This is a genomic window from Bradyrhizobium sp. AUGA SZCCT0222 (assembly GCF_018130205.1).
Classification (GTDB): Bacteria; Pseudomonadota; Alphaproteobacteria; order Rhizobiales; family Xanthobacteraceae; genus Bradyrhizobium.
The window spans coordinates 1-25,448 of record NZ_JAFCLX010000070.1; the positions used below are offsets into that span (position 1 = coordinate 1).

The window sequence follows — 25,448 nt, forward strand, 5'->3', positions numbered from 1 at the left end:
CTCGCAACAGTTCGCCCCTTGCCGCCAAGCGCTCCCTTGCACGAGCTAGACGCAGGTTCTTGCCCAGCCTCGTCGGGCAAATCACTGCTGATTTTCCGAAATCACATCAACCCCGGAAATAAAGAATATTTCGCTTTTACCGAAAGCAAATCAGGGGCACATCTCTGGTCATCCCGTCCTACTCAGAAGGGCGTCGGCCGTCGTCACGGACGTTGGGCGGGTTGCGGTGGACGCTGATGTACTGGCGACGAACGGCACTGAGGCGTACGGCGAAGTCGTGTGGTCCTGGCGCCCCGTTGCTGGCGTCAAGTTCCTGAGAAGCCAAACGCTGATCAGGGGATGATGGTGGCAAGAAAGCCCGTTCACCAGGGAGAGCTCGATATAAGCCGTAATGCCACTGCGCAGGGAATGTCGGATGTTCTCCGCTGCCCTGTATGCTCGTGTGCACTTTGTTTTGTGCAAACCGCACACGAGACCGCGGATACAGCACCCGGCTTTTCCTGCGCCCTCCTCGCTTCAGGAGGGTCAGCAAGTCGCAAAACTCGGACGCTTCACGCCGCGAGATCGCGAACGCAAGGACTATCATTGTCATGATCGACACAACAAAGGCGCCCTACTGCCCAGCCCCTACGCAGCATGGATCAGCCAAGGCCGCTTTGTTCTCCATCCGACTCCAGTTTGTTCGCAAGGAACGAATCGGAGTCGCGCAAATCAGCGCGGATCAATTCCTAACAACACGTTGCTTCGCATTTGTACGCCCTCATCACGACAAAAAGCCCGCGACGACATCGCGGACTTCTTGCAAACGCGACAAGGTGCTCGTGCATCGGCGCCAGTTGAAGCGCCGATCAAGCATTTGTCCTCACTGAATGGCGCGGCCGACGGTTTCGTTGCGGCCTTGTGCGGTCGTGATCTTGCTCCGCGGTGTCAGGACGCTGAGCTGAACTGCCGTGACCGATGTGGCAACGGGTGACGCTTCCTGGACGCCCTCAACGCCGAGCACCTGAAGCTGCACGGCCGAGACCGGCAAGCCTGACCGTTCATAAGACGGCAACTCGGCTGCGACAGCGCCGCCAGCGGCCGTGATCGCGAACATGGCGGCGGCAGCGACGGACAGGGTAATCTTCTTCACGGCAATTCTCCTTCGATGGCTTGGAATGCGGATCTAGTAGTCGTTTATTGCGCTGCAATAGTTCAATGGTGCGACGCACAAAAATGTGATGCAAGAATGTGATGATGGTGATCATGGAATGCAGAACCGCGCGTTGGTCGCACGAGACGCCGTGAAGGATCGCTGGAACTTTCGCGTGCGGGCTACGCGAGCTGGCGATGAACGCAGCGCGCGCAAAGGGTCAGAGTTCCTTCCGTAGTTCTCCGGCCGTGAACATAGTTCCGCCTCCTCGGCTGCGTTAAAACACAGATGTGCGGATCACTTTCAGGCGGGTGCCATTGCATTTGATACGGAGCACCAAATGAATTCCACAATGAGCGACAGGCTCGCCGAAGGGCAGATCGCGAGCCTGGAGGAGCAGCTTTCGAACCTGGCGCGCCAAGGGGGATTTAGTCCTTCGGCCCCGCCGCCCAGCATGAAGACGCCGAGCGCCCCGCCGCCAACGAGTCATCGATTGGCGGATTGGCGCCATGTGGCTGTCGCCGGTTGCCTGTTGGCAGCATGCATTGGTGTCGTCGCCTGGTGGTGGTCATCCTCCCCTGATACGGCGATGACGGCCCCCTCAGCTCCGATAGCTTTGGCACAGGCGGCACCGGAAGCCGCTGCGCCGAAAGACGCCGCACCGGCTGCTGTTGCCGCGTCTGCCGGATTGGAGCAGCAACTCCAACCGATGGCGCGCGATCTCGCGGCCTTGAGGCAATCACTCGAACACCTCAAGGTGAGGCAAGAACAATTGGTCCGCGACAATGAAAATCTCACGAGCCAGCTCGCGGCGGGCCGGGAAGAAATAGCGCGCAACAACGCGGTCATCGACCAGCTCAGGGCGAGCCAGATCCAGATGGCGCGCGAAAGCCAGACGCTGACCGAACGGGTCAACGCAAGCCAGCAACAACTCGCCCGCATCATCGCCAGCGCTTCGGAGTTAAACGCGCTGCCCGAAGAGCCAAAGGCGATGTCCGAAGAGCCAAAGATGATCCCTGAAGAGCCAAAGGTGATGCCCGGAACACCACTGCCGCGTCCGCGGCAGGCAGCCAATGTCGCCCAGTCGCAAAAGCCGGCGCCGCCCCCGGTGCGGCCGCAAGCCAAAAAACCGCAACCGTCAGTGTCATGGCCATGGTCGCCTCGCAGCCCGTGAGCCGTAGGCGTAATCTGCCGTTACGTATTTTTCTAAAGCGGCGCGTTACGCCGGAGCCTGTCATCGGGCCACGCATTGGACGGACCCGTTGCGCTAATCTCCCACCGAATAGCGCGCTTGCGGCGTTTGGTTTCGCGCGCCCGTAGTACTACCGGGAAAGCCTTTGGCTGCGTACGGCACATGCAGAATCATGGCATGAAGCCTGCATGGAGTTAGTTGACCGGGAATTTCCTATCAACGAAGGACGCCATGCTCGTTACTCTTGTCGCCGTTCTCTGCAACGGCCAGCTATGCCTGGAGAAAGTCGTCACCAACAGTGAGCAGTCGGGCATCACCATGACCGCCTGTATGGTCAATGCGCAAATCGGCATTGCCGACTGGCTCGCCAAGGGTCCGTATCACCAATGGAAACTACAGAGATACAAATGCATCGCGGGCAAATACGTGCCCAAAGACGAAGCATGATGCAATGCGCCGCCTCTCGGATGAGAGGCGCCCTCGCCTGCTAGCGCGCCACGTCGCGCTTGACGTTGGCGACATGCCTGCCAACCATTCTCAGCCTGCACGGCGGATTCGCGGTGCGCGATCCGTCGCTACGTGTCTCAAGCGGCGGATCGCGCCACCGCAGGCGGATTGGACCGGAACGCGGCACAGCGCAGCATCCAGCGAACCGTGACGAACGTGGACAAGATCGATTTCAAGACGCAGCTCGCAACATTCTACAGCGCGCCCAACGGCAGTTTTGTCACCGTCGACATGCCTGCCATGCGTTTCGTCAAGATCAACGGCGAAGGCGACCCCAATCGTGATCCAGCCTATCAGCGCGCCATCGAGTGGCTGTATTCGCTGAGCTACGCGATGAAATTTGCCAGCAAGACCGCATCGGGAAAAGACTACGTCGTTCCGCCCCTCGAAGGCCTTTGGTGGGCCGACAATCCCGACGATTTTGTCGGGCGGCGGAAGCATCTGTGGCAATGGACGATGATGATCATGGTGCCCGACTTCGTCGAGCGGCCCCTGTACGAGGCTGCCCTTGCAAGATCGCGGGACAAGCTCGGAGAGCCTCCGGTCTCGCTGCGCCTCGAGCCGTTGGACGAAGGGCGATGCCTGCAGACGCTGCATGTCGGCAGCTATGACGACGAAGGCCCGGTGCTCGCCAGGCTTCACCACGAGATCATGCCTGCGATGGGGATGACGTTTGCAGGGCCTCATCACGAGATCTATCTGAGCGATGCACGCCGGACGCCGCCGGAAAAGCTCAAGACGATCCTGCGGCAACCGGTCAGAAGCGCTGGCTGAGGCCGCCCTTTGAACCAAAAGAACGCAGCCTGCGACCAATATTAATTAGCGCCGTACACGCCCCGGGTTCCCGGTTTCGAGGTCGCTCGCTTCATACGGATTCCCGGGAAAAAGTGGCAGCTGCCCTCGTAATGTCGGATATCGGACAGACGACCGAACCCGGAACGTACTTAAATTAGCCGCTGCCTGAGTCGCGCAATTAATTATTATAACCAGTTGGCACCATTGCATTTTAGCCGGAAAGACCTTTTCACTATTGAATAGCTTCAGGGATGGATCAGGAAACCACCAGATTGGTCGCCGGCACTCGTTTTAAGATGAGTGAACTCGGAGCCGCTCGATGCCCGGAACTGGCCGGGCAGACTGGGATCGTTGTCGAAGTGAGCCATAGCAACACGGGCGTTACCGTGCTGTTCAATGGCGCCAATAGACCAACCGCCCTGCACAGGGATTTTATCACCCCGATCTCGAATAACGGATCGTGGGGCGGTTCGCCAAGGGCTGGCTCTGGAAACACGAGTCCGCCCCAGAAGTGAAGTTCGCGCGCCTGAAGCAGGTCCGCATTCCAAAGCTGCGCGAACAACAGCTACTCTTTCGGAGTACCCCGAATTTTCCGAGGAACGCGCGAGCGCAAAGAGAGACGGGTCAGCCGAAGTTCGCCGCGGGCGGCAGGCGTGGTCGCCAGGAGAGCGACGGTTCCCGGTTTCAGCCAATCGTGCGTTCGAGCAGATTGAGCCAATTGGTCGAGCCCAGCTTCTTCAACAGCGGCTCGGAGTATCCGCTTTGCCGGAGAGCCCCGATGAGCACGGGCAGCCCGGCCGCCGAGCCGATTTTCGCCGGCACGGTTGCGCCGTCGAAATCCGATCCAAATCCGACGTGGTCCTCGCCGAGCTTGTCGATGAGATAGTCGAGCTGACGCACCATCAGTTCGACATCCGTATCCTCGATCATGCTGCCGTCAGGGCGAAGAAAGCAGGTCGCGAAGTTGAGACCGACCATGCCGGCGGAATCGCGGATCGCGGCCAATTGCCGGTCGGTCAGGTTTCTCGGCGAAGGGCACAACGCATGCGCGTTGGAATGCGTCGCGACCAGCGGCGCTTTGGAGAGGCGCGCGACATCCCAAAAGCCCTTTTCGGTGATGTGCGAGAGGTCGACGAGGATCTTCATTTCGTTGCAGGCGCCAACGAGCTTTTCACCGGCAGCGGTCAGGCCGTCGCCGATATCCGGCCCGCCGGGAAACTGGAACGGGACGCCATAACCAAAAATGTTGTTACGGCTCCAGACCGGTCCCAGCGAGCGCAGGCCCGCCGCGTACAGCACCTCCAGAAAATGCAGATCACCGTCGATGGCTTCGGCGCCTTCCAGATGAAGCACCACCGCCAGCGCTCCGCGCTCGATCGCCGAATGGATCTCGGCGGTCGTCTTGCAAAGCGCCACGGCGCCCTGCGATCCCCTGACAACCCGCATCAGGATCGCCAGCTCACCGGCGACGGATTTCCGTGCCTCTTCGATGGGAAGCGGATCAGGAAGCGGCACCGCATACTGTCCGCCCGTCATCTGCTTGCTGAGCGACGCAAAGTTGCCTGGCGATGGCGAGTACATCGCGAACAGACCGCCGACGAAAGCTCCCGCCCTGGCCTTTTTCAGGTCGATATGGCCGGCGTCTTCGCCATCAAGGAAATCGGACACCACGTCGCCGGAAGCCGACTTGTAAAGACGCAGCAGGACATCGTTATGGCCGTCGAAGATGGAAATGTTGGTGGTCATTGTTTACAGGTGCCCGTGACAGATATCGCGAGTTGCGAGATCGTCTGCAATTTTCCGCAGAACTTGTCCGTGTGCAACCTCTAATGAGCAAGTAGCCAGCTTGTCGTCCCTGCGAACGCAGGGACCCATAGCCACAGGGAGCGGTTTGTTGCAAAGAAAGTCGTCCAGCATCCTGCCCGATAATTCCGCCGCGGCGTATGGGTCCCTGCGTGCGCAGGGACGACAGCTAACGGAGGAACAAATCGGAGGCCAAAGCATTATTCAGCCAGCATCACGCATCGATTTGGAGCAACGCGTGATGACCGCGGACGCATTTGAACTCCGCCGCTGTGTACAACAGCATTTCCTCGGCCGTGTATCGTCAGTGATGTTCGATCCGGGCTACCGCAATCATTTGGCGCTGATCGCGGACGGTTATGATGTCCGCGTATTCCTCGACGATGTGCTGCAGGACGGCTGTATTACAGCAGACCCCGATGAGGGTTTCGTCCAGCGGCGCGCATTTCTCAGATCGTCAGGGATCACCGACATGCGCCGCGGCTCCGTGTCGATCAGAATTTCGAAGAAATCTGGAGGGCGGATTGAGCCGAAGGCGTAATCCGCCGTCTGGGCTCATACGAAAACGGCGGATTACGTCTTCGGCTCATCCGCCGCGGCTCACCGCTTGGCGCGAGACGTCCATCGGACGGTTGCCTGCGCAACTCACTTCCGATGACATCGCTAATGTGCCATACGCAAGACATGTCCCCTCTGAAAGCCCCGGCCACTTACGACGATTTCGCCCGTCTCGACATCCGGATCGGCAAGGTCGTGGATATCCAGCCGTTCCCCCGCGCGCGCAATCCCTCCTTCAAGGTCGGCGTCGACGTCGGCGGTGACAGGATCATGTGGTCGAGCGCGCAGATCACGAACTATGAGCCCGCAGCCCTGCTCGGCTCACTGGTCGTCTGCGTCTGCAATCTGGGTGCGAAGAACATCGCGGGCTTCACATCCGAACTGCTGATCCTCGGCGCAAAGGACGCGGCAGGCAGCGTGATCGTCCTCGGCCCGCGCAGCGAGGTGGCGATCGGCGAACCGGTCTTCTGACCAAATGTTACGCCGGCGCGAAACGCATGAGGCCGCAAACGAGTAGCCCGGATGAGCCAACGGCAAGCGGAGATGTGGATCGCTTCGCTTACGCTCGCAATGACGTGGGGCCGTCCCCACCCTGCCTAATCCCCGGATTGCGCTGCGCTCCATCCGGGCTACATTCGATTTCATGACCGTCATCTCCATCCAGTCCCAGGTCGCTTACGGCCATGTCGGCAACTCTGCCGCGGTGTTTCCGATGCAGATGCATGGCATCGACGTCATTGCGGTGCCGACGACGTTGCTGAGCAACCGGCCGGGCTATCCAACCATCCGCGGCCGGGTGCTGGAGGCGCAATTGGTCGCCGATCTCCTGCGCGGGATCGAGGAGCGCGGGGCGGTCGACACCTGTCAGATGATCCTGTCGGGCTATCTCGGCTCGGCTGACAATGCCGCTGTCGTCGCCGACTTCGTCGCGCGCGCCAAGGCCCACAACCCGGCCCTCTGCTATGTCTGCGATCCCGTGCTCGGCGATCGCGACCGCGGCCTGTTCGTGAAAGCCGACATCCCGCCGCTGGTGCGCGACCGGCTGTGCGGCCTCGCCGACATCATCACCCCCAATCATTTCGAGTTCGAATGGCTGTGCGGGGCGAAGGCCTCCACGTCGGATCAAATGATCGAAGCAGCGCGCGCGCTGATGGCACACGGTCCATCGACGGTCGTCGTCACGTCGGCCGAATTGTCTGATACGCCTGACGGCGAGATCGAGACCCTCGCCATCGAGCCGTCAAACGCCTGGCGCGTGCGCACGCCGAAAGTTCCCATCAGCCCGAACGGCACCGGCGACCTGTTCGCCGCGCTGTTCACCTCCGCGCGCGTTCAGAACAAGGCCACACCGGAAGCGCTCGGCCACGCGGCGTCAGCCATATCAGCCGTGCTGGAGCGCACCGCGGCGCGCGGAACGGAGGAAATGCGGATTGTCGAGACCGCTGAGCTGCTCGTCCACCCGAAGCGGCGGTTCGAGGCGGTCGCGGTGCGCAGTCGATAGCGTCATTCCGGGGCGATGCAAAGCATCGAACCCGGAATCTCGAGATTCCCAGGGGCGCAATTGCGCCCCTGAGGTCTGGTCCTGCGGACCATCCCGGAACGACGACATCGCTGGAGATCGTCATCAGGTTCAAACCTCAAAAGCTCAGGCGTGATGCGAGTCACGGAACTCGCGTTCGGCGCGAGACATGCTCCAGATCACAGAAAGGGTCGCGGTGGTCGCGCCCCACCTGCCAGAGGGAGGAATGCCATGAAAGTCGATAACGCCCAGACCGCTCAGACCGATGCGCTTTCCGACAAAGAACTCAACGCCGCGTCGGGTGGCAAGGCACGCGTTCAGGTGACCAAGGAGCAGTACGAACAGATCCTCGCACTCAAGATAATGTTCGCCAATTTGAAGTGAGCCTGACGCTGTGGGACGGATTAGCGATAGCGCAATCCGCCGTTTTTGGATTATCCAAGATGGCGGATTACGCTTCGCTAATCCGACCTACTCTCTCTCTGCTCGCTGGAGAATAAATGAGCCGTTTCTGGAGCCGCCTGACGCACGACCTGAAACCCTATGTGCCGGGCGAACAGCCCCGCATCGCGGATCTGGTCAAGCTCAACACCAATGAAAGCCCGCTGGGCCCTTCCCCGCGCGTGCTGGAAGCAATCCATGGCGAGGCCGCCGATACGCTGCGCCTCTATCCTGACCCGCAGGCGTCCGCGCTGTGCGCGGCGCTCGCCGCCTACCACAAGGTGCGCCCCGAGCAGGTGTTCGTCGGCAACGGCTCGGACGAGGTGCTGGCCCACGCCTTCGCTGCCCTCCTGAAGCACGATGCGCCGCTGCTATTCCCCGACATCACCTACAGCTTCTACCCGGTCTATTGCCGCCTGTTCGGCATCGCCTATGAGGCCGTGCCGCTCGATGAGGCCATGCGGATCCGGCTCGCCGATTATCGCCGCACCGCCGGCGCGATCATCGTGCCCAATCCTAATGCGCCGACCGGAGTGGCGCTGTCGCGGGCCGAGATCGCTTCCTTGCTGGAGCAACATCCCGACGCGCCCGTTGTGATCGACGAGGCCTATGTCGATTTCGGCGCCGAGACAGCGATCCCGCTGGTCGCTTCGCACCCGAACCTGCTGGTCGTTCAAACCATGTCGAAATCGCGGGCGCTCGCGGGCTTGCGCGTCGGCTATGCGATCGGCGACGCCGGCCTGATCGAGGCGCTGACGCGGGTAAAGGACAGCTTCAACTCCTATCCACTCGGCCGCCCCGCCCAGGCCGGCGCCATCGCCGCACTGGAGGACGAAGCCTGGTTTCAGAAGAGCCGCGCAAGCGTGATCGAAGGCCGCGAGCGGCTTACCCAAGGCTTGGCACGGCTTGGCTTCGACGTGCTGCCGTCCTCCGCCAACTTCGTGTTCGCGCGTCATCCGGCGCATCAGGGCGCGGCGCTGGCCGCGGCGCTGCGCCAGCGCGCGGTCATCGTCCGCCATTTTGCAGCGCCCCGGATATCAGACTATCTGCGGATCACCGTCGGCACCGACGGGCAAACCGACCGGTTGTTGTCCGCGCTGTCGGACATCCTGGGTAGCGCCTAGGGGAGATCAATCTTAACCCGTTGGAATACGGTAAGCGCGGCAAATTTGGGCTGGTTATTGCCTTCCCAGCGACCCCGGCGTATTTCTGGGCAGCTTCAGATTCTAGCTTGCGACCGGGAGAACCCTTGCCAGCGTGGAATTTCGGCCCCGCCGAACAGGAATTTGCCGAAGCCGGCCTTGATCCTACGCGTTGGGTCCAGGCGCTGACTTCCGTGGCCTCGGCCACCGGGAGCTTTGGGGCCGTCATGCTGCCCCTGTCGGGCGACGCCCTCCCGAATGTCCCCTATACCGAAAACGTTTCCAGAGTGATGGAAGACTATTTCCGGGATGGTTGGCACTCGCAGGATGAGCGAATGCGCACCGTCCCGACCCTGACGCAGCGCGGGGTCGCCGACGATTTCGACGGCCACAGCGCCGATGAGATCGCCAAACATCCCTACTACCAGGAGTTCCTCGCACCGCACGGCCTGCGCTGGTACGCCGGTATCAAGGTTGCTTGCGGCGATGACCTTTGGGCCGTGGCGCTGCAGCGAACGATCGATCAGGGACCCTTTTCGGCGGACGAAAAGGACGAACTGGCGCGGATCTCGAGCCGGCTTTCGACCGGCGCCGCGATCGCCCGCGCGCTCAGCGCTTCGGCCGCCGCCGGCGCGCTGGAAGCTTTTGAAATGAGCGGCACGGCGGTGGTCCTGATCAACCGCCATGGCCATGTATTCAAGGCAAATGCGTCGGCCGAACGCCTTCTGGTGGATGATATCAGGATCGTAAACGGCCAGCTGACCGCAAGAGATACGCGGGCGACGACGGCCCTGAACCGCGCCCTTCACAATTTGCTGTGGCGTCCGACCGGCGGACTTTCCGCGCCGGTCGCGTTGCCTCGTGCGACCGGCCGGCCGCTGCTTGCGTACCCGGCGAGACTCTCGAATTCGACCGCCAACGCACTGGCCGATTGCCAAGCCATGGTCATTCTGATCGATCCCGATAGCCGGTCTCCAACGCCGGAAACGAACTTGCGTACGGTGTTTCACCTGACCCAGGCGGAAGCCAGGCTCGCGACCCAGCTGGCGCTCGGCGAGTCCCTGGAAAACGTCGCCGATCAATTCGGGATCGGAAAGGAGACGGCGCGGAGCCAGCTCAAGAGCATCTTCGCCAAGACCGGCGTGCACCGGCAGGCCGAGCTGGTCGCGGTGCTGGCAAAGCTGCTGTAAGCACCTGTCCGACCGCCCTGTGACCGAGGAGGCAAGCGATGACCGATACCGTCATGTTTCACGAGGGCAATCGCCGGCTGCAGGATCAGTTCGACAGCCGCCGGATTTCCGACCGTCTGGAGGAATTTTCCCGCGAGGAATTCACACCTGATGACCGGGTGTTCATCGAGAACCAGCCGTACTTCTTCCTGGCAACCGCCGACGCCGAGGGCCGGCCCGATTGCTCGTTCAAGGGCGGCATGCCGGGCTTCGTGACCGTCACCGGGCCGTCCGAACTCGCTTTCCCCGATTACGACGGCAATGGCATGTTCAAGAGCCTCGGCAATATTCTGGTGAACGCCGATGTCGGCCTGTTGTTCATCGCCATGCATGGCAGGCCGCAGCGCCTGCGTGTCAACGGCACGGCAACCGTCAGCCGCGCAGATCCGCTGCTCGCCAGCACCGTCGGCGCGCAGCTGATCGTCCGGGTCGCCGCGCGCGTGATCTTTCCGAATTGTCCGCGCTACATCCCGGACATGCAGCTCAACGATCCCTCGGTTTACGCGCCGCGCGCCGGATATGAGGCGCCCGAACCGGTGTGGAAGGGCTTTGACAGTTTTAAGGATTACGTGCATCCACTCCAGCCCACCTTCAAGGGCTAGGAACAGCATGCAAGTCGCGGTCGTCGGCGCCGGAGCGGTCGGTTGCTACTATGGAGGATTGCTGCTGCGGGCCGGACATGAGGTGACGTTCATCGGCCGGCAGCCGCATGTCGACGCCATCAACGCGAACGGCCTGCTGCTCGACACCAAGGCGTTCAAGGGACATTTGCCCGCCAAAGCCGCAACCGACGCTGGCGCCCTCGCCTCCCCGGATCTGGTGCTGGTGTGCGTCAAGTCGGCCGATACCGAGCAGGCCGGCCGGTCGCTGGCCGGTCGCTTGCGGCCGGAAACCTCCGTGCTCAGCCTGCAGAACGGCGTCGACAACGCGCCGCGTCTCGCCGCCATCATCGGCCACGCCGTAATTCCCGTCGTCGTCTATGTCGGCAGCGAGATGGCCGGTCCCGGCCATGTCCGGCATCACGGCGGCGGCGATCTTGCGATCGGCGCCTCGGCAGCCAGCGAAGCGCTGGCGCAAACGCTACAAGCCGCCGGCGTCGGCGTTACGATATCGGACGACATCGAAGTCACGCTGTGGAGCAAGCTGATCATCAACTGCGCCTTTAACGCGCTGTCCGCCGTGGCCGGCATTTCCTACGGACCGATGCTGGAAGTCGATGGCACCAGGGATGTCGTCGCCCGCGCGGTTCAGGAGGCGATCGCGGTCGCCCGTGCCAGCGGGGTCGCGATCCCAGACGACATCACCGGGCACATCATGAAGATTCCCGCCAACATGCCGAACCAGATGTCCTCCACCGCGCAGGATCTGGCGCGCGGCAAGCCCAGCGAGATCGACTTTCTCAACGGCTATGTGGTGCGCAAGGGCGCTGAACTCGGCATTCCCACGCCGACCAATCAGGCGCTGCAGGTGATGGTGAAGCTGGCGGAGCGCGGCAAGGAATTGTCCGGGAGACGGACGTAGCATGCAGGCAACGTCAAGCCGCCTCGCGGTCGATTTTTCGTAAACGCACGAAGGCGGCCCACGCCTTCGGAAACTTGCTGTCTTTCGGACTGACCGTAAGCAGCGCGCGGCAGGCTTCCTGGATCTCGTCGGTTGAAGGACGGGCCTTCGCGTTACCGGATTTCGCTTGCTCCCAGCGGTCCTCGATCTTTTTTGCGAGCGCGATCGCCTGGCCCGCGGTCCGTTTCGGCGCCGACCGCGCCAGCGGGTGATCCAGCGGAAACATCGGCCATGCGGCCGGCGGCCGGTCGCTGCTCCAGCCGCTCTCGTTGCCGAGCGCGGCGTTGGAGGACGAATTGGCCTGTTGTCCCGCCGAACCGGACTTTGAGCCGGAAGAGCTTGCAGAACCGGAATAGCTTCCCGAGCCCGACGAGCCTCCCGGCAGCGGGCCTCCCGTCATCTGGTTGGCCATGTGGCCAACCTGTTGTTCCAGTGACCCTCCGGACCCGCCTCCCGCCGGCATTTGTGTCCCGATGGTCGACATGGCCGAGGAGACGACGGACGGGACGACCTTCTCAATGGCTTTCACCATCGATTGCCCGTCGGGCGATACCTTGTCTTCCGGTGAGATCGGGCAAGCCCTGAACGCGCCGTGCCTATGCGAGATCAAACCATCGTCATCGATGCGGGCAGAGTCGGTCGCCACGGTGTAAACGAAGCTGCGGAAGTCGACATATTTTCCGGATTTATCCTTGGCCTTGACGGCGCCGCAAACATATTTCGCGGCGTTTTCCTCCACCGAACGCAGCGTGCTGAATTCCGTCGACTGCGGGTTGATCAGCAAGCGCGAGACTGCGGTGCGCGCTTTCGAATGCCTCATGGAGAAGATCAAGCCCAACGCGTAGTCGGGATTGATCCAGGCAGGCTGATAATAGAAGGTTAGCTCGGCCGCCAGGAATGCTGCGCCCAGACCTGCGGAGATGAGCGCTGCAGGGAAGTTCATGAATTGCGACTCCAGGACCGTGCCCGGCATCGTCATCACCCGATGCAATGCAGGCGGCGACAGACCGACGCGAGATCGATCTGATTGTGTAGACACCTGTCTGCGATTTGAGGGAGAGCGCTTTAAAAAAACCTTAAGTTGCAATCTCAAGTGCGCCGATGGAACTTTCCATCGCTGGTTGATCCTAATATTCTGTTCACGGGAACCTTTGGGAACTCGCACGCTGTTCGACGCACGACTCGATATATCCAGTAAAATATAGCCTAAACCTCGATATATCCATACAGATATAGCCTAAAGAACGTCGACGCATCGAACGATCCACTATCGATAAAATTCTCCATAGCTTGTATCCGGCCAAGCAAGGACTATGACAGAGCGGTGACAACGGCCAGCAAGCGGCCAATTGGCGGGTTAGCCCGTAGCCCCGGCGGCGTTGCCCTGCCGGGAGACGGAGAAACTCTCCCAGGTCACCATGAACATCGCTGCAATCACCGGGCCGATGACGAAGCCATTCAAGCCGAACACTTCAATGCCGCCCAGCGTGGAAATCAGCACGACATAGTCTGGCAGCTTGGCGTCTTTCCCGATCAGGAATGGACGGAGCAGATTGTCCACCAGTCCAATAACGAGCACCCCGTACACAACCAGGCTGACGCCCTGCCACACGGCGCCACTTGCCAACAGGTAAATTGCAACGGGCACCCAGACCAGGCCGGAGCCGATGGCCGGCAGAAGGGACAGGAAGGCCATCAACACCGCCCATAAAAGCGGCGCGTGAATCCCCAGAAACCAGAACGCCAGCCCGCCAAGCGTGCCCTGGGCGATGGCAACCAGGATGCCACCTTTCACCGTCGCGCGGACGACATCGGCGAATCTGCCGAAGAGTGCCGTCTTTTGATCTGCGCGAAGGGGAACGATCCGCTTGATCCGTTCCGCCAGCGCCTTGCCGTCGCGCAACAGAAAAAACAAAAGATACAGCATGATGCCGAGGCCAATCATGAAATCGAAGGTGTTCAAGCCGATGTTGAGCGCCTGAGGGGCCAGGACCTGTCCACCCTTCATCGCGCCGGATGCCAGCCAGTCGCGAACCGCCGGGAGATTGTTCAGGTTGAAGCGATCAAGCAGACCTGTGGCCCAGGCCGGCAGTGCATCGAATATCCGCTGAATGTAGCGGGCGAAGTCGTACTCTCCGGATTGGACCTTGGCGTAAAGACTGGAGGCTTCCTGCGTCAGAGAGGCCGCGATCATCGCCAGGGGTAAAATGACCATTGCGATGATGATCAGGACCGTAACCAGGGCAGCGATCCCTGGTCGCCCGCCCGTCCTGACCAGAAGTTTCCGATTGAGCGGCGCAAAAATGACGGCGGCGACGGTGGCCCAGAGAATAGCGCCGTAAAATGGTTCCAGAATCCAGCCAAACGCGATGCTGACCACGAGCAACAACAGCAGAAAACTTTGATCCTCAATCCTGCGCACCGCCGGTCTCCTTGTGACTTTGCCGCTCTGCCGCGGCAATGAACCGGACGGCGCTCCTCGAACTTCGCGTATAGAACTTTTGACGGTCACAATCGTTGCCTCCTCGGGCGCCCGATGGCGGCGTGCATTATTCCGGATCATTTGAACGGTCATGCAAAACCCGCTATGAATCCGGCGCGGATCGGTGTTGTCCTCCATCGTGCAGAGGCCGTCATGACAACAATCACCCGACGCCTGTTCCTCTCGCTAGCGGCTGCCCTTGCGCCAGGCGCTGCCGCCGCCCATCACGGCTGGGGCGGATACGACACCTCGAAATCGTTCACGGTGACCGGCAATATCCTGAAATCGACCTTCGAGAACCCGCACTGCGAGATCGAGATGGAGGATGGCGGCAAGCTCTGGCATTTCGTGCTGGCGCCGCCTTCGCGCATGCAGGCGCGCGGCATCACCGCGGACCTCATCGCGCCCGGCAAGACCTGCACCGTGTTCGGCTATCCCCATACCAGCAAGCCGGACGAAGCGCGCATCGAATACGTCGTTCTCGACGGCAAGCGCATCGAATTGCGATAAGCCCGCGTGGAACAGCAACCCGCCGCGTCGATCTTCCTGGCCTTGCAGGAAAGCGCGCTGGGTCATCTGATGCGCTCGTCGCCCGCGCTCTATCCCGCGGTCGAAATCCTGCATATCCTCGGCTTCGTCGTGCTGGTGGGATCGATCCTGGCACTCGATTTGAGGCTACTCGGATGGGGGCACGCAATCCCGATCGCGCCGATGGCGAAATTGCTGCTGCCGTTGTCACGCATCGGTTTTCTGCTGGCGATCAGCATGGGCTTCCTGTTGTTCAGCGCGGACGCGTCGCACGTGGTGCGCAACCCGGCGTTCCAGGCCAAGCTGTTGCTGATCGCCGCCGCCCTGGTCAACGTCGTGATCGCCCAAGCCGGCCCGTGGCGGCGCGCGGCGCTCTGGCACGATGAAGCCCCCGCCGGTGCCAAGGTTACCGCGCTGGTGTCGCTGCTGCTGTGGCTCGGCGCCGTCTGCGCCGGGCGTCTGATCGCTTATCTTTGAGAAGGTCGCCGCTATGCGCCGCAACGGCTTCGCCATCGTCGCCCTCCTTCTCGGCCTTGCCCCCGCGGCGGAGACCGCGCGCGCCGACGACGCCGCGGCCTGGTCCGCCTTGCGCGCGGGCGGGCATGTCGCGCTGATGCGCCATGCCGATGCGCCGGGTGGCGTCGGCGATCCGCCGGGCTTCCGGGTCGATGACTGCGCCACCCAGCGCAATCTCAGCGCCAAGGGCCGCGCCGACGCCAAAAGGATCGGCGCGCGGCTCAAGTCGGAGGAGATCGCGGTCGATCAAATCCTCGCCTCGCCATGGTGTCGCTGCATGGACACGGCAACCCTGCTGGAACTGGGACCGGTCGAAGCCGCGCCGACATTCGGCAATGTGGTCGTGCTGCGCGATCAGACAGCGGCTTTGACCGCCGGTGCCCGCGCGGTGATCGGCAAATGGACCGGCCGTGGCAACCTTCTGGTCGTGACGCACGGCGCGAACATCCTGGCCCTCACCACGATCTCGCCGGCAAGCGGTGAGATCGTGGTGGTCCGAAGCGGAAGCGCCGACCGCATCGAGCCTGTCGGCCGTCTGCTGCTCGATTGACATGCAGCGACAGCCTGTCCCTGTCCCCTACTGCACCACGTCGAGTTTGACATTGGTGAGGCCCTTTCCGACCATTCCGAGCGCGTCGGCCGCGGAATAGGAGACGTCGACGACACGCCCCGGAACGTAGGGACCGCGGTCATTGACCCGCACCGTCACGGACTTGCCGCTCGAGACATCCGTCACGCGCAGCTTGGTGCCGAACGGCAATGTCGGATGCGCCGCGGTCATGTCCATCGTGTTGAATCTTTCACCGCTCGCGGTCTTGGTGCCCTCGGTGTAGAAACTCGCCACCCCATGCGAGGCCGTCGTCTTGGGCTTGCCTGCATCTTTGCGCGACGCGAACCGGGTGTGCTTTCTTGTCGCCGCCACGCGCCTCTTGATCATGGGCGATGACAATCGATCATGGTCCAGCGATGCCACCCGGCTGGCGCGGAGTTCGGATTTCTGGCTGACGCCCGAGGTCTGCGAGCAGGCCGCCAGCGATGCCGCTGCCACGCCAACGGCAAGCAGCCGCATAACCTTCCCCGCGGCCGGCATCCAAGGCGGTGCCTGGCGTTGAGTGCGGTTCGTTCCGATGTCGACGTACGAAGTAGCAGCGCGGTCGATGGACATGTTGCGATCCCCAACTTGCGCCCCAGCCCAAGCCGAAAACCAGCACGGCCTATCGTCCGAATCCAATCGGGGCGGAACCGGGGCCGGAAAACGTCAGACCCCGCCCCGCCAGCGCAATTCCGTTGGGTGTGGTGATTGGGTCACAGCTCTCGTGGGTGTCGCAGGCGGGATGTGGCATCAGCGCTAGCGTAATCCGCCGCCTTGGATGACCGCTGACGGCGGATTTCTCGTTCGGCTCTACCGCCCTACCCTGTCCTACTTCCGCTCGTCCGACGTGAAAAACTTGCTGCCATCGAAAAAGCGGTTCGGCCGATTGAAAACGGAGAGGAAAGTCGCCCCGTTGGGCGAATGCGCGACGTGGATGTTGCCGCCGGGCCGCCACACGAAGTCACCCGCGCCGCAGCTGCCCTCCGCATCTTCCAGCGATCCTTCGAGCATAAAAGTCTGTTCGAGCGCGGTATGCTCGTGCAGCGGCACGACCGCGCCGGGCGCCATCTTGAACAGGATGGTCGAGCGCCCTTCGTCGTCCTTGTAGAGGATCTTCATCTGGATTCCGTCGAAGTCCGTTGGCTGCCAGGGCATCGACGATGCCGCAACGAAGGTCGAACGCAGTTCGGGCGGGTTGACGGGCACGGGCTTGTTCATGGCTTCGTCTCCGTGTTGCCAATCGTAATCAGGATATCTCGTAGACCGACACCTTGTCCGCGATCCCGCTCAACGCCACGCTTCTGGGTGTTGGCTTGAGTCCCTTGGTCTCAAGCAAAGACCGGGCTTTCGCGTTCTCCACCACCTGCTCCGTCACCACGATCGAGCGTGACGCCGCAAGGCCCTGGACCCGCGAGGCGATGTTCACCGTCTGGCCGAAATAGTCCTGCTGGGCATTGAGCGTTACCGCGAGGCACGACCCTTCATGGATACCCATCTTCAAGCTCAGGCTCTGATGCTGCCGCTCGGCGCCAAGGTCGCTCATCGCCTCGCGCATGCGGATCGCCGCGGCAATGGCGCGGTCCGGTGTCTCGAAGGTCGCCATCACGGCATCGCCAATGGTCTTGACGACGGCGCCCCGTTCGGACGCGATGATCTCCTGCAACAGCCTGAAATGCTCGTTGACGAGATCGAAGGCCGTGAGGTCGCCAACGCGTTCATAGAGTTCAGTGGAGCCCCGGAGGTCGCTGAACAAGAACGTCAGGCTCAGAATCTTGAGCCTCTGGCCGATCGCGAGCGTATCGGTCCGATAGATGTCGCGAAAAGTCTGGTTGGTGAGGAGGCGCGTTGCCGTGAGCACGGGCTTGCGTCGCGTCAGGATGGCGTCCAGCGCCGCGTTCGCCACCCATACCGCCGGCAACACGCGGCCGTCGGTACGGTTTTCCAGCGCCAGCCGCAGCGGCCCGGGGCGCAAGGCGACGGTATCGACGGGAACCTGGACCTTGTTGAACATCACGGACAGATTCTGGCGCTCACCGGTCTCCTCGCCCTTGACCTCGATGAACTGGGCCGCGTGCGTCACGGGATCGAACACGATCAACGTGCCCTCCGGCGCCTGCAGCGAAAGGATGGCCCTTTCGCCCGGCGGCAAGTCGACCATTTCAAGCGTGACCTCCCCCAGCAGCTTCTCGACGTCGCCGGGAAGATCGATCGCCGAACTCCAGAATATCTGGTGATAATATTCGGCCGCCGACAATTCGTCAGGGCTATGGGCCGCGATCTTGCGCACACGCGGGCTCACCGTGAAGGTCACCTCGACCAGATTGTCGAGCGTCGTCTCATAGCCCGCGGCGCAGAACGCGCAATTGTACTGCGCGCTATTGAGCGTCTTCAGGCTCTTATTGGCGGAAAGCACCCCGGCACAACTCGGGCACATCACGTTCCATGTCATCTCGAACATGCCGAGCCCGACCGCATTCAGGAGTGTTGCGATGACCTGCTCCTCGTCGAGGCCCTCTTTGGTCGCGATCTCCAATGCGTTCATTTTGTTCAGGGCATGGTCCGGCGCGTCCCGCACCATACGCTCGAACATGTCCACGATGGTTTCGTCGGCCGACTGGCGCAGGGCGGCAAACAGGGTCTCGGTTTCAGTCATGCGCCGATGCTACCTGAAAGAAGGCGACGCGAACACCCGCTATGCGATCCCCTTGCATACACAACTAAGCGACTTGTCCGCCGTAAGTAACCCAACCAGCGACCTGCCTCGGTGAAGCTCAACGAGCGGGGAAGCAAAAGCCGGATTCCGCCAGAACGTGATCCGGATCACGGCCGGGTCCGCGCCGCCAGGCCAACCTATGCACGCGGATGCAATCCACTTACGGCCAACCCACAGGAGACCGCCATGACGCACGATCGTGATACTAAGGCGCAGGAGCTTACCGCCGAGCAGCTCGAACGCGTGGCGGGCGGGTTCTTGATCCAGGAGATGATGGCCAACCTGAAGCTGATGGGCGAGATCCTCTCCAACGTCAGCAAGACGCGCTCCGAGATCAGCATGACGTTTGCGCGCAATTCGCGGGCGTAAGTCATCGCCTGCTCCTCCGCTATGCCTCCGTCAACCCTGCTTGAACGCAATTGCCGCATCCCTGGAGGGGATTAGCAATCACGCTTGTTTGAAGCTCGAACCGGAAGCCAACCACGCGCCACCAAGAGAAAAGGCCGGCGGGCGTTACGCCACCGACCTTCTCTTGCAACTGCCGGCTCGAATCCGGTTCCGCTGCGATCCCATGGCGGAAATCCTGCGCGAGTTTGGTTAATCAAACGTTAACGGAATCGGCGTGATGTGAATCACGGAAAGGCATGATTCGTCCCGGTAGGTTTGCTGTCACGTTGCGGGACATCCCCGTAATTCCCCGTCGGGGTTCTACCGGAATATCCAGCGGAATCCGCCGCTGTTACTTTGAGACACAGATTCGATTCGCTTGGTGAAGGAGACCGACATGGCCCAGGTCTATTTCCACTGCTCCAGCTCCCGCGAAGTTCGCGTCGATCAGTTCGGCGCTGTCGTGAGCAACCTCGCCGAGGCGCGCGACCGCGCCGCCTGCGTGGTGCGATCGCTGATCATGGAAGAAAGCGCGGAAGACTGGCGCGACTGGGTCGTGCATGTCAGCGACGATTTCGACGACGAGATCTTCGAGCTCTCCTTCTCGTCCGTTCTCGGCAAGCCGAATTGAGGGTTGTCATGAGCACCGCCCAGATCATCCTGCCGCTGTTCCGCAGCCTCGTCACGGGGTGGCATCGCCTGATCGACCGCGCGTTCGACGGCTACCGGCCCGAGCGCCACTACATGCGCGGCCCGGGACCGAGATGGTACGCCAAGCATGGCGCGGCAGGCGCTGCTGCAATCTGACTTAGCGGCTCAATACGGAGGCGCCTTCCTCGCCCGCTGCGCCTTTGCCGCTTCCACCCACCACGCCAGATCATCCGCAAAGCGGGGAAACGCCCGCTCCAGCGCCTTGCCGGCCTCGCCGGTCGGCTTGCCGTCGTCTGAGAGGGTTTGCGCGATCGGCCCGACCCCGATCGTGGAAGAGATCACCACCATGCCCATCTCGGAGAGCGTGCCGTGCCAGGCGGTCGCGGCGCGGGCACCGGAGAGACGGCCGGCCGAATAGCTGACGATGGCGGCCGGGCGCCAGAACCACTCTTCGAGAAAATGGTCGGTGAGGTTTTTGAGGCCGGGCTGCATGCCCCAATTGTATTCGCCGGTGATGAAGACAAAGCCATCGGCACCGCGGATTTTCCCCGCGAGCTCTTCGAGCACCGCCGGCGCCTGGCCTTTCGGATGCTCCTTGTACATCCGGTCCAGCATTGGCAGGCCGACCGCCTTGGCGTCGATCAGCTCGACATCGTCGCCGCGGCCGCGCAGGCCTTCGACGATGAACTGGGCGAGACGGATGCCCATGCGGTCAGAGCGATAGGAGCCGTAGAGGACCAGAATGCGATGGGTCATGGTGGCGGCAGGCTAGCACGACTGCCGGGAGCGCGCGAGCCGGTGTCAGTCAGCAGCACCGGACTCAGCTCACAAAGTATCGCCCGTGTGATCCAGACGATGCTCGTTCTTGGGCATCGAGAGACCGCGATAGAAGCCGATCATGCCCCAGACAAAGACGCCGAGTATCAGCGTCACGCCGATGTATTGAGCTATGTTTTCCATGCCTTTTGGTCGCGGCGGATGGAAAAGGGTTCACCACCTTCATCGTCCACGACCGAAGGCTGGGGCGCCATCAGCTCTGATGCGGTCCCCGCATGATCTTCATGGCGTCCTCGATATGGCGCCATTCCTTGGCCTCCTCGGCCTCGCCCTTGCTCTCGCAAGCGATAGCGTTTTGCGCCGCCTGGGCAATCGCCGCCGGGCCGTGCTTCTCGAGCATCTGCCGCGCGATGGTGTGGATTTGCATCTCGGATGTCATATCGCACTCCCTGAGATTGGCACCGCAGGAACCGGTTCCATTGCTCGGCCGCGGCCTGTTGTGAGAACCGCCGAACCGGCCCGCTCGTTCCACGCCGGGCAACCCTCGTCCGGGTTCCGCCTCACATTTCTCCGAGCTCCGGCGGCTCAAACCAGTTGGTCAGCGACAAGCCGCCATCGATTGTTATCGCCGAGCCCGTGACATAGCCCGACACCCGGTTCGAGAGCACCGCCAGCGCCAGTGGCGCGAGGTCGCTGGCTTCCCCGAGACGGCCGAGCGGAATGTGTTTTGCCAGCGACGGATCGGCAACAAAACCACCGGCGGCAATCGCGCCGGGCACCAGCGCGTTGACGCGGATGCCGTAGCGGCCGAACGTTTTTGCGAGCTCCTTCACCAGCATCGCCATCCCGGCCTTGGCGGTCGAATAATGCGGCAGATTGCGCGGCGTGCCGGAATGCAGTGAGGTCAGCAGCAGGAACGAGCCGGGCTGTTTCGCCGCGATCAGCCCCCGCGCCAGCTCGCGCGAAAGGTGAAAGCCGGCCTCGAGATTGACCGCGTGCATCTGCGCCCAGGTCTCAGTGCTGACGGCCATGGCGTGATCGGCCTCGCGCCGCGGCGGCGAGGCGCTGTGCACGAAATGGGTCACCCGCCCGACGGCGGATTGCGCGTCCTTCAGCAGCGCTTCTCGCGCGGCGGCGCTGGCGAGATCGCCGACCCATGGCACGGCCAGTTCCGGCCGCGGCGAAGCCTTGATCGCAGCCGCGACGCGCTCCTCGCTGATATCGGCGAATACGGTCCGCACGCCCTCGCCAACCAGCGCCTGCGCGATGGCCCGGCCAATGCCGTTGCCGGCGCCCGTCACCAGCGCCGCCTCGCGTGCGGGGTCGAATGGATTGCTCAATAGGCTCATGGCGGCCGTCCCCTCGGTGTCAAACACGTCGCGCGTCATCCTAACACGATGGCGGCTGGATCAGCCGAGAGCGAAAACGCAACGGCCCGGACGGGGCGTCCGGGCCTCCAAATCAGACATTCCGTGCAGTTATCTCTTCTTGGCATCCGGCTTGTCGAACGTATTGGTCGCGGCCCGGCGTTCCCATTCCTCGCGCGTGATTTCATAGCGCACGCCACCCGACACGATATCAAGCTCGTTTTCGGCGAGTTCATTGCGGGGAGCGAAGCGTTCGATCTGGATCGTCATGGCAATTCTCCTTGGGGTGCGGGGCGCGACCATCGCGTCCGTTGTTCGTGATCAGGAGAATGCCGCCTTTCAGAGCCGGACGCTGTTACCCAGGGAACAGGCCGGCCGCTTTTCACAAACGACCGATCAGGCTGGCAAAACCGCAAATTTTCTTTCGGAACCCGGCTGCAAAACACAAGCGGCGGATGCCATAGTCCGGTCAATTGCCGGCATCATACCGGCAAAACCCCATGGGAGAGACAATGGCCTTGAAGGAATCTCACGTCGCGGGTGTTTCCACCACCGTCCGCGACGTCACGCTCGGCCAGTTGCTGGAGCAGGCCGCGCGGTCGGCGCCGGACCGGCTCGCGCTGATTGCGGGTGTCCCCGACCCCGCGGCGCGCCGGCAATGGACTTATGCGGAGCTTCACACCGAGGCGCAGCGCACGGCGCGCGCCCTGCTCCGCCGCTTCAAGCCGGGCGAGCGGGTCGCCGTCTGGGCGTATAATCTGCCGGAATGGGTGATGATGGAGTTCGGCGCCGCGATGGCCGGGATGGTGCTGGTCACCGTCAATCCGGGTTTTCGGGCCAACGAGGTCGAATATGTACTGAAGCAGTCCCGCGCGGCCGGCGTCTTCGTGGTGCCGGCGTTCCGCGGCAATCCGATGCTGGAAACGGTGCGGGAGGTCGCGCCGCGCTGCCCGGAATTGCGCGAGATCATCTCGTTCGACGACTGGGATACCTTCATCGCCGCCGGCGACGACCACAGTATCGCGCTGCCGGACGTCAAGCCGACCGATCCGGTCATGATCCAGTACACGTCAGGCACCACCGGATTCCCAAAAGGCGCGCTGCTGCATCACCGCGGGCTTGCCAATAACGGCGCCGATACCGCCGTGCAGATGGGGGTCGAGCCCGGCGACGTCTTCGTCACCACGATGCCGCTGTTCCACACCGGCGGATGCGTCTGCTGCGTGCTCGGCGCGGTGTCGCGCGCGGCAACCCAGGTGCTGATCGAAGCGTTCGAGCCTGGCCTCGTGCTGGAAATGTTTGCGACCTATCGCGGCAACGCCATGGTCGGCGTTCCCACCATGCTGGTGGCGATGCTGGAACATCCCTCCTTCGCCACGACAGACCTGTCGTCTGTCAAGGCAATCTGCTCGGGCGGTTCGACCGTGCCGGCCGCACTGGTGACGCGGTTCGAAAAAGAACTCGGCGCACCCTTCACCATCGTGTTCGGCCAGACCGAATGCTCGCCGGTGGCGGCGATGACCAGGACGTCAGACACCATCGAGGACAAGGCCGGCACCATCGGCCTGCCGCTGCCGAACATGGAGAACAAGATCGTCAATCCCGACACCGGCCAGACCGTGCCGATCGGCGAGATCGGCGAGTTCTGCACGCGCGGCTACCACGTCATGCTCGGCTATTTCGAAATGCCGGACGCCACGGCCGCTTCCATCGACGCCGATGGCTGGCTGCATACCGGCGACCTCTGCGCAATGGACGCCCGCGGCTACTGCACCGTCGAGGGCCGGCTCAAGGACATGATCATCCGCGGCGGCGAGAACATCTATCCGCGCGAGCTCGAGGAACTGCTGTTCCGCCATCCCAAGATCAGCGAGATCGCCGTGGTCGGACTGCCGCACGAGAAATGGGGCGAGGAAGTCGCCGCCTTCATCCGCCCGGCGCAAGGTGCCGTGATCGACAAGGAGGAACTGTCAGCCTACATGCGGGCCTCGCTGGCCCCGCACAAGACGCCCAAACACTGGTTCGTGGTCGAGGCGTTTCCACTGACGGGCTCCGGCAAGATCCAGAAGTTCAAGTTGCGCGAGATCTGGGCAAAGGGCGAGTTGACGGCGCTTTGATGCGCCAGATGCTTTCCGAAGGTTGTGCCGGGCTGCCGTCGGCGCTAGCCTCCCCAAAACCGGAAAAGCCTAAGGAAAGTGCCAGGGAGGTCATGATGCGCGGTGCTGCGTTGCTAGTTGGTTTGGTTCTCGTTGCGACGGCGGCGCATGCCGGCCCTCGCTCGGAATATGTGACGATGGTGTTGCAGGCGTTCGCGGCCAAGGTGGAATGCCCCGGCACGGATGTCGTCTATCAGGATCTGGTGCAGAAGGCCCAGGAGATGCAGCAGCCGGATGGCACCACCGAGCAAGTCCGAAAGGCCATTGCATACGTGCATACCGGCGGAAAAATGGGTGAGCGCCCGGATGACCTGCTCTTGCAGGAGGTCGCCATCGCGACGAGGACGACGGACCTCGACCAGAGGCGCGTCGGCATGACGACCTGGTGCGAGACCCAGAAGGGCAGGCTTGCAGGCTTCATCCGCGCCAAGAACTAGCGCCCGTTTTGCAGCACGGTGGCGCGGCCTGATTCACCGAACTGGCTGACGCATGACGCTTATCCGTAGCCACCGCTTACGCGGATCCGTTGGCGCGTATCACTTCTCCTTGTAGACGTCTTTCAACTTGTAGACCGTCTTTCAACCGGCGCCAAAACGGCCTAACCTCCCTGCTCACAGTCTCTGCGGGAGCCAGCATGCAAACCCGCGTCAGAAAGACCGCGCACGTCCTGGAGCGCCTTGGCCTTGCGATGGCCGGCGCTGCAAGCGGATTGTTTGTGGCTGCACTCGTCGGCACCAGCATCGCGCAGTTCACGTCGCAGGCTTTCCTGCTTTTGATGATGCTCGGCGGCGCCGTCGGATTCTATCTGGGCATCGACACCCCGCAACGTCCCTTCTACACCGATGGCAAGCCGTCGGACGGCCATTGGGATGGCAAGATCGACGCGCCGGAATTGCTCAGCGCGGTCGGCACGTTCCTCGCCGCGGCCGCAGCCTTTGCCTCCGTCTGCGTGATCGTGCTCCGTCACGATCCGCACCTCGCCTGGACCTGGACGATCATGGTCGGCTGGGTCCTGGGAATCACCATGCAGACCGTCGCCGGCGCGATTGCACGCCGCCGGCGGTGACGCGATCGCGTCCTATCGGTCAGACCGGCCGATGACCGCCATCAATTCCGATATCTTCTGGCGCTGATCTGATTTGTCGCCGCTCGCAATCGCGTGCTCGACGCAATGCGAGACATGATCCTTCAACACCTCTTCCTCGACGCGCCGGAGCGCGGCGCGCACCGCCGATATCTGCGTTACGATATCGATGCAGTAGCGGTCCTCGTCCACCATCCTGGACAGGCCGCGGACCTGGCCCTCGATGCGGCTCAGACGTTTTTGACAGGATGCCTTGATGTCTTTTCTCATGCGGCCTATATACCCCTACAGGGTATGGGTTGCAAGGGACTGCATTC

33 protein-coding genes are annotated in these 25,448 nt (G+C 62.3%); 20 read left to right on the forward strand and 13 right to left on the reverse strand.

What is annotated here, in order from left to right; translation table 11 throughout:
* Window positions 1–862: 862 nt before the first annotated feature.
* The gene (locus JQ629_RS34285) at window positions 863–1,132 is read right to left on the reverse strand and encodes a hypothetical protein (RefSeq protein ID WP_212416371.1); all 270 of its coding nucleotides are present in this window, start codon (window positions 1,130–1,132) and stop codon (window positions 863–865) included.
* 340 nt (window positions 1,133–1,472) lie between these two features.
* Between JQ629_RS34285 and JQ629_RS34290 the strand changes: the two genes are divergently transcribed.
* The 3 genes from JQ629_RS34290 (at window position 1,473) to JQ629_RS34300 (ending at window position 3,605) form a co-directional block, all read left to right on the forward strand.
* Window positions 1,473–2,306: a hypothetical protein gene (locus tag JQ629_RS34290; protein WP_212416372.1), complete on the forward strand. Its 834-nt coding sequence runs from the start codon at window positions 1,473–1,475 to the stop codon at window positions 2,304–2,306.
* A 249-nt stretch (window positions 2,307–2,555) separates the two neighbouring features.
* Window positions 2,556–2,771 carry a hypothetical protein gene (locus JQ629_RS34295; protein WP_212389661.1) on the forward strand — a complete coding sequence of 72 codons (216 nt, stop codon included), beginning with the start codon at window positions 2,556–2,558 and terminating at the stop codon, window positions 2,769–2,771.
* A gap of 216 nt (window positions 2,772–2,987) precedes the next feature.
* A complete protein-coding gene (locus tag JQ629_RS34300) occupies window positions 2,988–3,605 on the forward strand; it encodes a GyrI-like domain-containing protein (protein WP_349631364.1) in 618 nt (205 codons plus the stop codon).
* A 705-nt stretch (window positions 3,606–4,310) separates the two neighbouring features.
* Here JQ629_RS34300 and JQ629_RS34305 read toward each other — a convergent pair.
* Complete coding sequence (locus tag JQ629_RS34305) at window positions 4,311–5,372, reverse strand: dipeptidase (RefSeq protein WP_212416373.1); 1,062 nt, start codon at window positions 5,370–5,372, stop codon at window positions 4,311–4,313.
* Window positions 5,373–5,520: 148 nt separating this feature from the next.
* Between JQ629_RS34305 and JQ629_RS34310 the strand changes: the two genes are divergently transcribed.
* From JQ629_RS34310 to JQ629_RS34345, 8 genes are all read left to right on the forward strand, one after another.
* Entirely contained in the window at window positions 5,521–5,970 is a 450-nt protein-coding gene (locus tag JQ629_RS34310) for a hypothetical protein (protein WP_212416374.1), read from the forward strand.
* Between the two features lie 143 nt (window positions 5,971–6,113).
* Window positions 6,114–6,458, forward strand: coding sequence for a tRNA-binding protein (locus JQ629_RS34315; RefSeq protein ID WP_212416375.1), 345 nt, complete (start codon window positions 6,114–6,116; stop codon window positions 6,456–6,458).
* 172 nt (window positions 6,459–6,630) lie between these two features.
* Window positions 6,631–7,488 (forward strand): pyridoxal kinase PdxY, encoded by an 858-nt coding sequence (pdxY, locus tag JQ629_RS34320; RefSeq protein ID WP_212416376.1) that lies wholly within the window; start codon window positions 6,631–6,633, stop codon window positions 7,486–7,488.
* 249 nt (window positions 7,489–7,737) lie between these two features.
* Window positions 7,738–7,890: a hypothetical protein gene (locus JQ629_RS34325; RefSeq protein WP_212416377.1), complete on the forward strand. Its 153-nt coding sequence runs from the start codon at window positions 7,738–7,740 to the stop codon at window positions 7,888–7,890.
* 116 nt (window positions 7,891–8,006) lie between these two features.
* Entirely contained in the window at window positions 8,007–9,071 is a 1,065-nt protein-coding gene (hisC, locus tag JQ629_RS34330; protein ID WP_212416378.1) for a histidinol-phosphate transaminase, read from the forward strand.
* Window positions 9,072–9,196: 125 nt separating this feature from the next.
* Complete coding sequence (locus tag JQ629_RS34335; RefSeq protein WP_212416379.1) at window positions 9,197–10,279, forward strand: helix-turn-helix transcriptional regulator; 1,083 nt, start codon at window positions 9,197–9,199, stop codon at window positions 10,277–10,279.
* Window positions 10,280–10,317: 38 nt separating this feature from the next.
* Window positions 10,318–10,920, forward strand: coding sequence for a pyridoxamine 5'-phosphate oxidase family protein (locus tag JQ629_RS34340; RefSeq protein WP_212416380.1), 603 nt, complete (start codon window positions 10,318–10,320; stop codon window positions 10,918–10,920).
* Between the two features lie 7 nt (window positions 10,921–10,927).
* On the forward strand, window positions 10,928–11,839 hold the full coding sequence (locus JQ629_RS34345; protein WP_212416381.1) for a ketopantoate reductase family protein: 912 nt from the start codon (window positions 10,928–10,930) through the stop codon (window positions 11,837–11,839).
* A 13-nt stretch (window positions 11,840–11,852) separates the two neighbouring features.
* Here JQ629_RS34345 and JQ629_RS34350 read toward each other — a convergent pair whose 3' ends face one another.
* A complete protein-coding gene (locus JQ629_RS34350; RefSeq protein WP_212416382.1) occupies window positions 11,853–12,821 on the reverse strand; it encodes a hypothetical protein in 969 nt (322 codons plus the stop codon).
* Window positions 12,822–13,235: 414 nt separating this feature from the next.
* Window positions 13,236–14,300, reverse strand: a complete 1,065-nt coding sequence (locus JQ629_RS34355) for an AI-2E family transporter (RefSeq protein ID WP_212416383.1) — start codon at window positions 14,298–14,300, stop codon at window positions 13,236–13,238.
* A 213-nt stretch (window positions 14,301–14,513) separates the two neighbouring features.
* Here JQ629_RS34355 and JQ629_RS34360 point away from each other — a divergent pair, with 213 nt between their 5' ends.
* Genes JQ629_RS34360 through JQ629_RS34370 form a run of 3 tightly spaced genes read left to right on the forward strand, consistent with a single transcriptional unit; the run spans window position 14,514 to window position 15,954 of the window.
* Window positions 14,514–14,870, forward strand: a complete 357-nt coding sequence (locus JQ629_RS34360) for a DUF6152 family protein (RefSeq protein ID WP_212416384.1) — start codon at window positions 14,514–14,516, stop codon at window positions 14,868–14,870.
* A gap of 6 nt (window positions 14,871–14,876) precedes the next feature.
* The gene (locus JQ629_RS34365; RefSeq protein ID WP_212416385.1) at window positions 14,877–15,365 is read left to right on the forward strand and encodes a DUF6644 family protein; all 489 of its coding nucleotides are present in this window, start codon (window positions 14,877–14,879) and stop codon (window positions 15,363–15,365) included.
* Between the two features lie 13 nt (window positions 15,366–15,378).
* The gene (locus JQ629_RS34370) at window positions 15,379–15,954 is read left to right on the forward strand and encodes a histidine phosphatase family protein (protein ID WP_212416386.1); all 576 of its coding nucleotides are present in this window, start codon (window positions 15,379–15,381) and stop codon (window positions 15,952–15,954) included.
* 27 nt (window positions 15,955–15,981) lie between these two features.
* On the opposite strand, the gene JQ629_RS34375 is transcribed toward JQ629_RS34370, so the two are convergent.
* The 3 genes from JQ629_RS34375 to JQ629_RS34385 all read right to left on the reverse strand — a co-directional run bounded on the left by JQ629_RS34375 (window position 15,982) and on the right by JQ629_RS34385 (window position 18,649).
* On the reverse strand, window positions 15,982–16,473 hold the full coding sequence (locus JQ629_RS34375) for a septal ring lytic transglycosylase RlpA family protein (protein ID WP_249135471.1): 492 nt from the start codon (window positions 16,471–16,473) through the stop codon (window positions 15,982–15,984).
* Between the two features lie 351 nt (window positions 16,474–16,824).
* The gene (locus tag JQ629_RS34380; RefSeq protein ID WP_212389651.1) at window positions 16,825–17,214 is read right to left on the reverse strand and encodes a cupin domain-containing protein; all 390 of its coding nucleotides are present in this window, start codon (window positions 17,212–17,214) and stop codon (window positions 16,825–16,827) included.
* Between the two features lie 28 nt (window positions 17,215–17,242).
* Window positions 17,243–18,649, reverse strand: a complete 1,407-nt coding sequence (locus tag JQ629_RS34385) for an adenylate/guanylate cyclase domain-containing protein (RefSeq protein ID WP_212416388.1) — start codon at window positions 18,647–18,649, stop codon at window positions 17,243–17,245.
* Between the two features lie 246 nt (window positions 18,650–18,895).
* Here JQ629_RS34385 and JQ629_RS34390 point away from each other — a divergent pair, with 246 nt between their 5' ends.
* From JQ629_RS34390 to JQ629_RS34400, 3 genes are all read left to right on the forward strand, one after another.
* Window positions 18,896–19,078 (forward strand): hypothetical protein, encoded by a 183-nt coding sequence (locus tag JQ629_RS34390; RefSeq protein WP_212262138.1) that lies wholly within the window; start codon window positions 18,896–18,898, stop codon window positions 19,076–19,078.
* 415 nt (window positions 19,079–19,493) lie between these two features.
* Entirely contained in the window at window positions 19,494–19,727 is a 234-nt protein-coding gene (locus tag JQ629_RS34395) for a DUF6894 family protein (protein WP_212262141.1), read from the forward strand.
* An 8-nt stretch (window positions 19,728–19,735) separates the two neighbouring features.
* Window positions 19,736–19,903, forward strand: a complete 168-nt coding sequence (locus tag JQ629_RS34400) for a hypothetical protein (protein WP_212416389.1) — start codon at window positions 19,736–19,738, stop codon at window positions 19,901–19,903.
* 9 nt (window positions 19,904–19,912) lie between these two features.
* Here JQ629_RS34400 and JQ629_RS34405 read toward each other — a convergent pair whose 3' ends face one another.
* The 5 genes from JQ629_RS34405 to JQ629_RS34420 form a co-directional block, all read right to left on the reverse strand.
* Window positions 19,913–20,503, reverse strand: a complete 591-nt coding sequence (locus JQ629_RS34405; protein ID WP_212416390.1) for an NADPH-dependent FMN reductase — start codon at window positions 20,501–20,503, stop codon at window positions 19,913–19,915.
* Window positions 20,504–20,572: 69 nt separating this feature from the next.
* Entirely contained in the window at window positions 20,573–20,707 is a 135-nt protein-coding gene (locus JQ629_RS37635; protein WP_283815982.1) for a hypothetical protein, read from the reverse strand.
* 70 nt (window positions 20,708–20,777) lie between these two features.
* The gene (locus tag JQ629_RS34410; RefSeq protein ID WP_212416391.1) at window positions 20,778–20,963 is read right to left on the reverse strand and encodes a hypothetical protein; all 186 of its coding nucleotides are present in this window, start codon (window positions 20,961–20,963) and stop codon (window positions 20,778–20,780) included.
* 121 nt (window positions 20,964–21,084) lie between these two features.
* Complete coding sequence (locus tag JQ629_RS34415; RefSeq protein ID WP_212416392.1) at window positions 21,085–21,873, reverse strand: SDR family NAD(P)-dependent oxidoreductase; 789 nt, start codon at window positions 21,871–21,873, stop codon at window positions 21,085–21,087.
* Window positions 21,874–22,002: 129 nt separating this feature from the next.
* Entirely contained in the window at window positions 22,003–22,161 is a 159-nt protein-coding gene (locus tag JQ629_RS34420; RefSeq protein ID WP_212416393.1) for a hypothetical protein, read from the reverse strand.
* 242 nt (window positions 22,162–22,403) lie between these two features.
* Here JQ629_RS34420 and JQ629_RS34425 point away from each other — a divergent pair, with 242 nt between their 5' ends.
* The 3 genes from JQ629_RS34425 (at window position 22,404) to JQ629_RS34435 (ending at window position 25,113) form a co-directional block, all read left to right on the forward strand.
* Window positions 22,404–24,008 (forward strand): AMP-binding protein, encoded by a 1,605-nt coding sequence (locus JQ629_RS34425; RefSeq protein ID WP_212416394.1) that lies wholly within the window; start codon window positions 22,404–22,406, stop codon window positions 24,006–24,008.
* A 95-nt stretch (window positions 24,009–24,103) separates the two neighbouring features.
* Window positions 24,104–24,484 carry a hypothetical protein gene (locus JQ629_RS34430; RefSeq protein WP_212416403.1) on the forward strand — a complete coding sequence of 127 codons (381 nt, stop codon included), beginning with the start codon at window positions 24,104–24,106 and terminating at the stop codon, window positions 24,482–24,484.
* A gap of 197 nt (window positions 24,485–24,681) precedes the next feature.
* Window positions 24,682–25,113 carry a hypothetical protein gene (locus tag JQ629_RS34435; protein ID WP_212416395.1) on the forward strand — a complete coding sequence of 144 codons (432 nt, stop codon included), beginning with the start codon at window positions 24,682–24,684 and terminating at the stop codon, window positions 25,111–25,113.
* 12 nt (window positions 25,114–25,125) lie between these two features.
* On the opposite strand, the gene JQ629_RS34440 is transcribed toward JQ629_RS34435, so the two are convergent.
* Window positions 25,126–25,401, reverse strand: coding sequence for a metal-sensitive transcriptional regulator (locus tag JQ629_RS34440; protein ID WP_212038387.1), 276 nt, complete (start codon window positions 25,399–25,401; stop codon window positions 25,126–25,128).
* Window positions 25,402–25,448 lie beyond the last annotated feature (47 nt).

Coding starts and splice junctions, on each gene's coding strand:
- pdxY (WP_212416376.1), top strand. CDS start 6,631: ATGACCGTCATCTCCATCCAGTCCCAGGTCGCTTACGGCCATGTCGGC.
- JQ629_RS34390 (WP_212262138.1), top strand. CDS start 18,896: ATGACGCACGATCGTGATACTAAGGCGCAGGAGCTTACCGCCGAGCAG.
- JQ629_RS34340 (WP_212416380.1), top strand. CDS start 10,318: ATGACCGATACCGTCATGTTTCACGAGGGCAATCGCCGGCTGCAGGAT.
- JQ629_RS34360 (WP_212416384.1), top strand. CDS start 14,514: ATGACAACAATCACCCGACGCCTGTTCCTCTCGCTAGCGGCTGCCCTT.
- JQ629_RS34425 (WP_212416394.1), top strand. CDS start 22,404: ATGGCCTTGAAGGAATCTCACGTCGCGGGTGTTTCCACCACCGTCCGC.
- hisC (WP_212416378.1), top strand. CDS start 8,007: ATGAGCCGTTTCTGGAGCCGCCTGACGCACGACCTGAAACCCTATGTG.
- JQ629_RS34305 (WP_212416373.1), bottom strand. CDS start 5,372: ATGACCACCAACATTTCCATCTTCGACGGCCATAACGATGTCCTGCTG.
- JQ629_RS34405 (WP_212416390.1), bottom strand. CDS start 20,503: ATGACCCATCGCATTCTGGTCCTCTACGGCTCCTATCGCTCTGACCGC.
- JQ629_RS34415 (WP_212416392.1), bottom strand. CDS start 21,873: ATGAGCCTATTGAGCAATCCATTCGACCCCGCACGCGAGGCGGCGCTG.
- JQ629_RS34295 (WP_212389661.1), top strand. CDS start 2,556: ATGCTCGTTACTCTTGTCGCCGTTCTCTGCAACGGCCAGCTATGCCTG.
- JQ629_RS34325 (WP_212416377.1), top strand. CDS start 7,738: ATGAAAGTCGATAACGCCCAGACCGCTCAGACCGATGCGCTTTCCGAC.
- JQ629_RS34410 (WP_212416391.1), bottom strand. CDS start 20,963: ATGACATCCGAGATGCAAATCCACACCATCGCGCGGCAGATGCTCGAG.
- JQ629_RS34370 (WP_212416386.1), top strand. CDS start 15,379: ATGCGCCGCAACGGCTTCGCCATCGTCGCCCTCCTTCTCGGCCTTGCC.
- JQ629_RS34435 (WP_212416395.1), top strand. CDS start 24,682: ATGCAAACCCGCGTCAGAAAGACCGCGCACGTCCTGGAGCGCCTTGGC.
- JQ629_RS34345 (WP_212416381.1), top strand. CDS start 10,928: ATGCAAGTCGCGGTCGTCGGCGCCGGAGCGGTCGGTTGCTACTATGGA.
- JQ629_RS34380 (WP_212389651.1), bottom strand. CDS start 17,214: ATGAACAAGCCCGTGCCCGTCAACCCGCCCGAACTGCGTTCGACCTTC.
- JQ629_RS34400 (WP_212416389.1), top strand. CDS start 19,736: ATGAGCACCGCCCAGATCATCCTGCCGCTGTTCCGCAGCCTCGTCACG.
- JQ629_RS34315 (WP_212416375.1), top strand. CDS start 6,114: ATGTCCCCTCTGAAAGCCCCGGCCACTTACGACGATTTCGCCCGTCTC.
- JQ629_RS34420 (WP_212416393.1), bottom strand. CDS start 22,161: ATGACGATCCAGATCGAACGCTTCGCTCCCCGCAATGAACTCGCCGAA.
- JQ629_RS34440 (WP_212038387.1), bottom strand. CDS start 25,401: ATGAGAAAAGACATCAAGGCATCCTGTCAAAAACGTCTGAGCCGCATC.
- JQ629_RS34385 (WP_212416388.1), bottom strand. CDS start 18,649: ATGACTGAAACCGAGACCCTGTTTGCCGCCCTGCGCCAGTCGGCCGAC.
- JQ629_RS34350 (WP_212416382.1), bottom strand. CDS start 12,821: ATGAACTTCCCTGCAGCGCTCATCTCCGCAGGTCTGGGCGCAGCATTC.
- JQ629_RS34395 (WP_212262141.1), top strand. CDS start 19,494: ATGGCCCAGGTCTATTTCCACTGCTCCAGCTCCCGCGAAGTTCGCGTC.
- JQ629_RS34375 (WP_249135471.1), bottom strand. CDS start 16,473: ATGCGGCTGCTTGCCGTTGGCGTGGCAGCGGCATCGCTGGCGGCCTGC.
- JQ629_RS37635 (WP_283815982.1), bottom strand. CDS start 20,707: ATGGAAAACATAGCTCAATACATCGGCGTGACGCTGATACTCGGCGTC.
- JQ629_RS34430 (WP_212416403.1), top strand. CDS start 24,104: ATGCGCGGTGCTGCGTTGCTAGTTGGTTTGGTTCTCGTTGCGACGGCG.
- JQ629_RS34290 (WP_212416372.1), top strand. CDS start 1,473: ATGAATTCCACAATGAGCGACAGGCTCGCCGAAGGGCAGATCGCGAGC.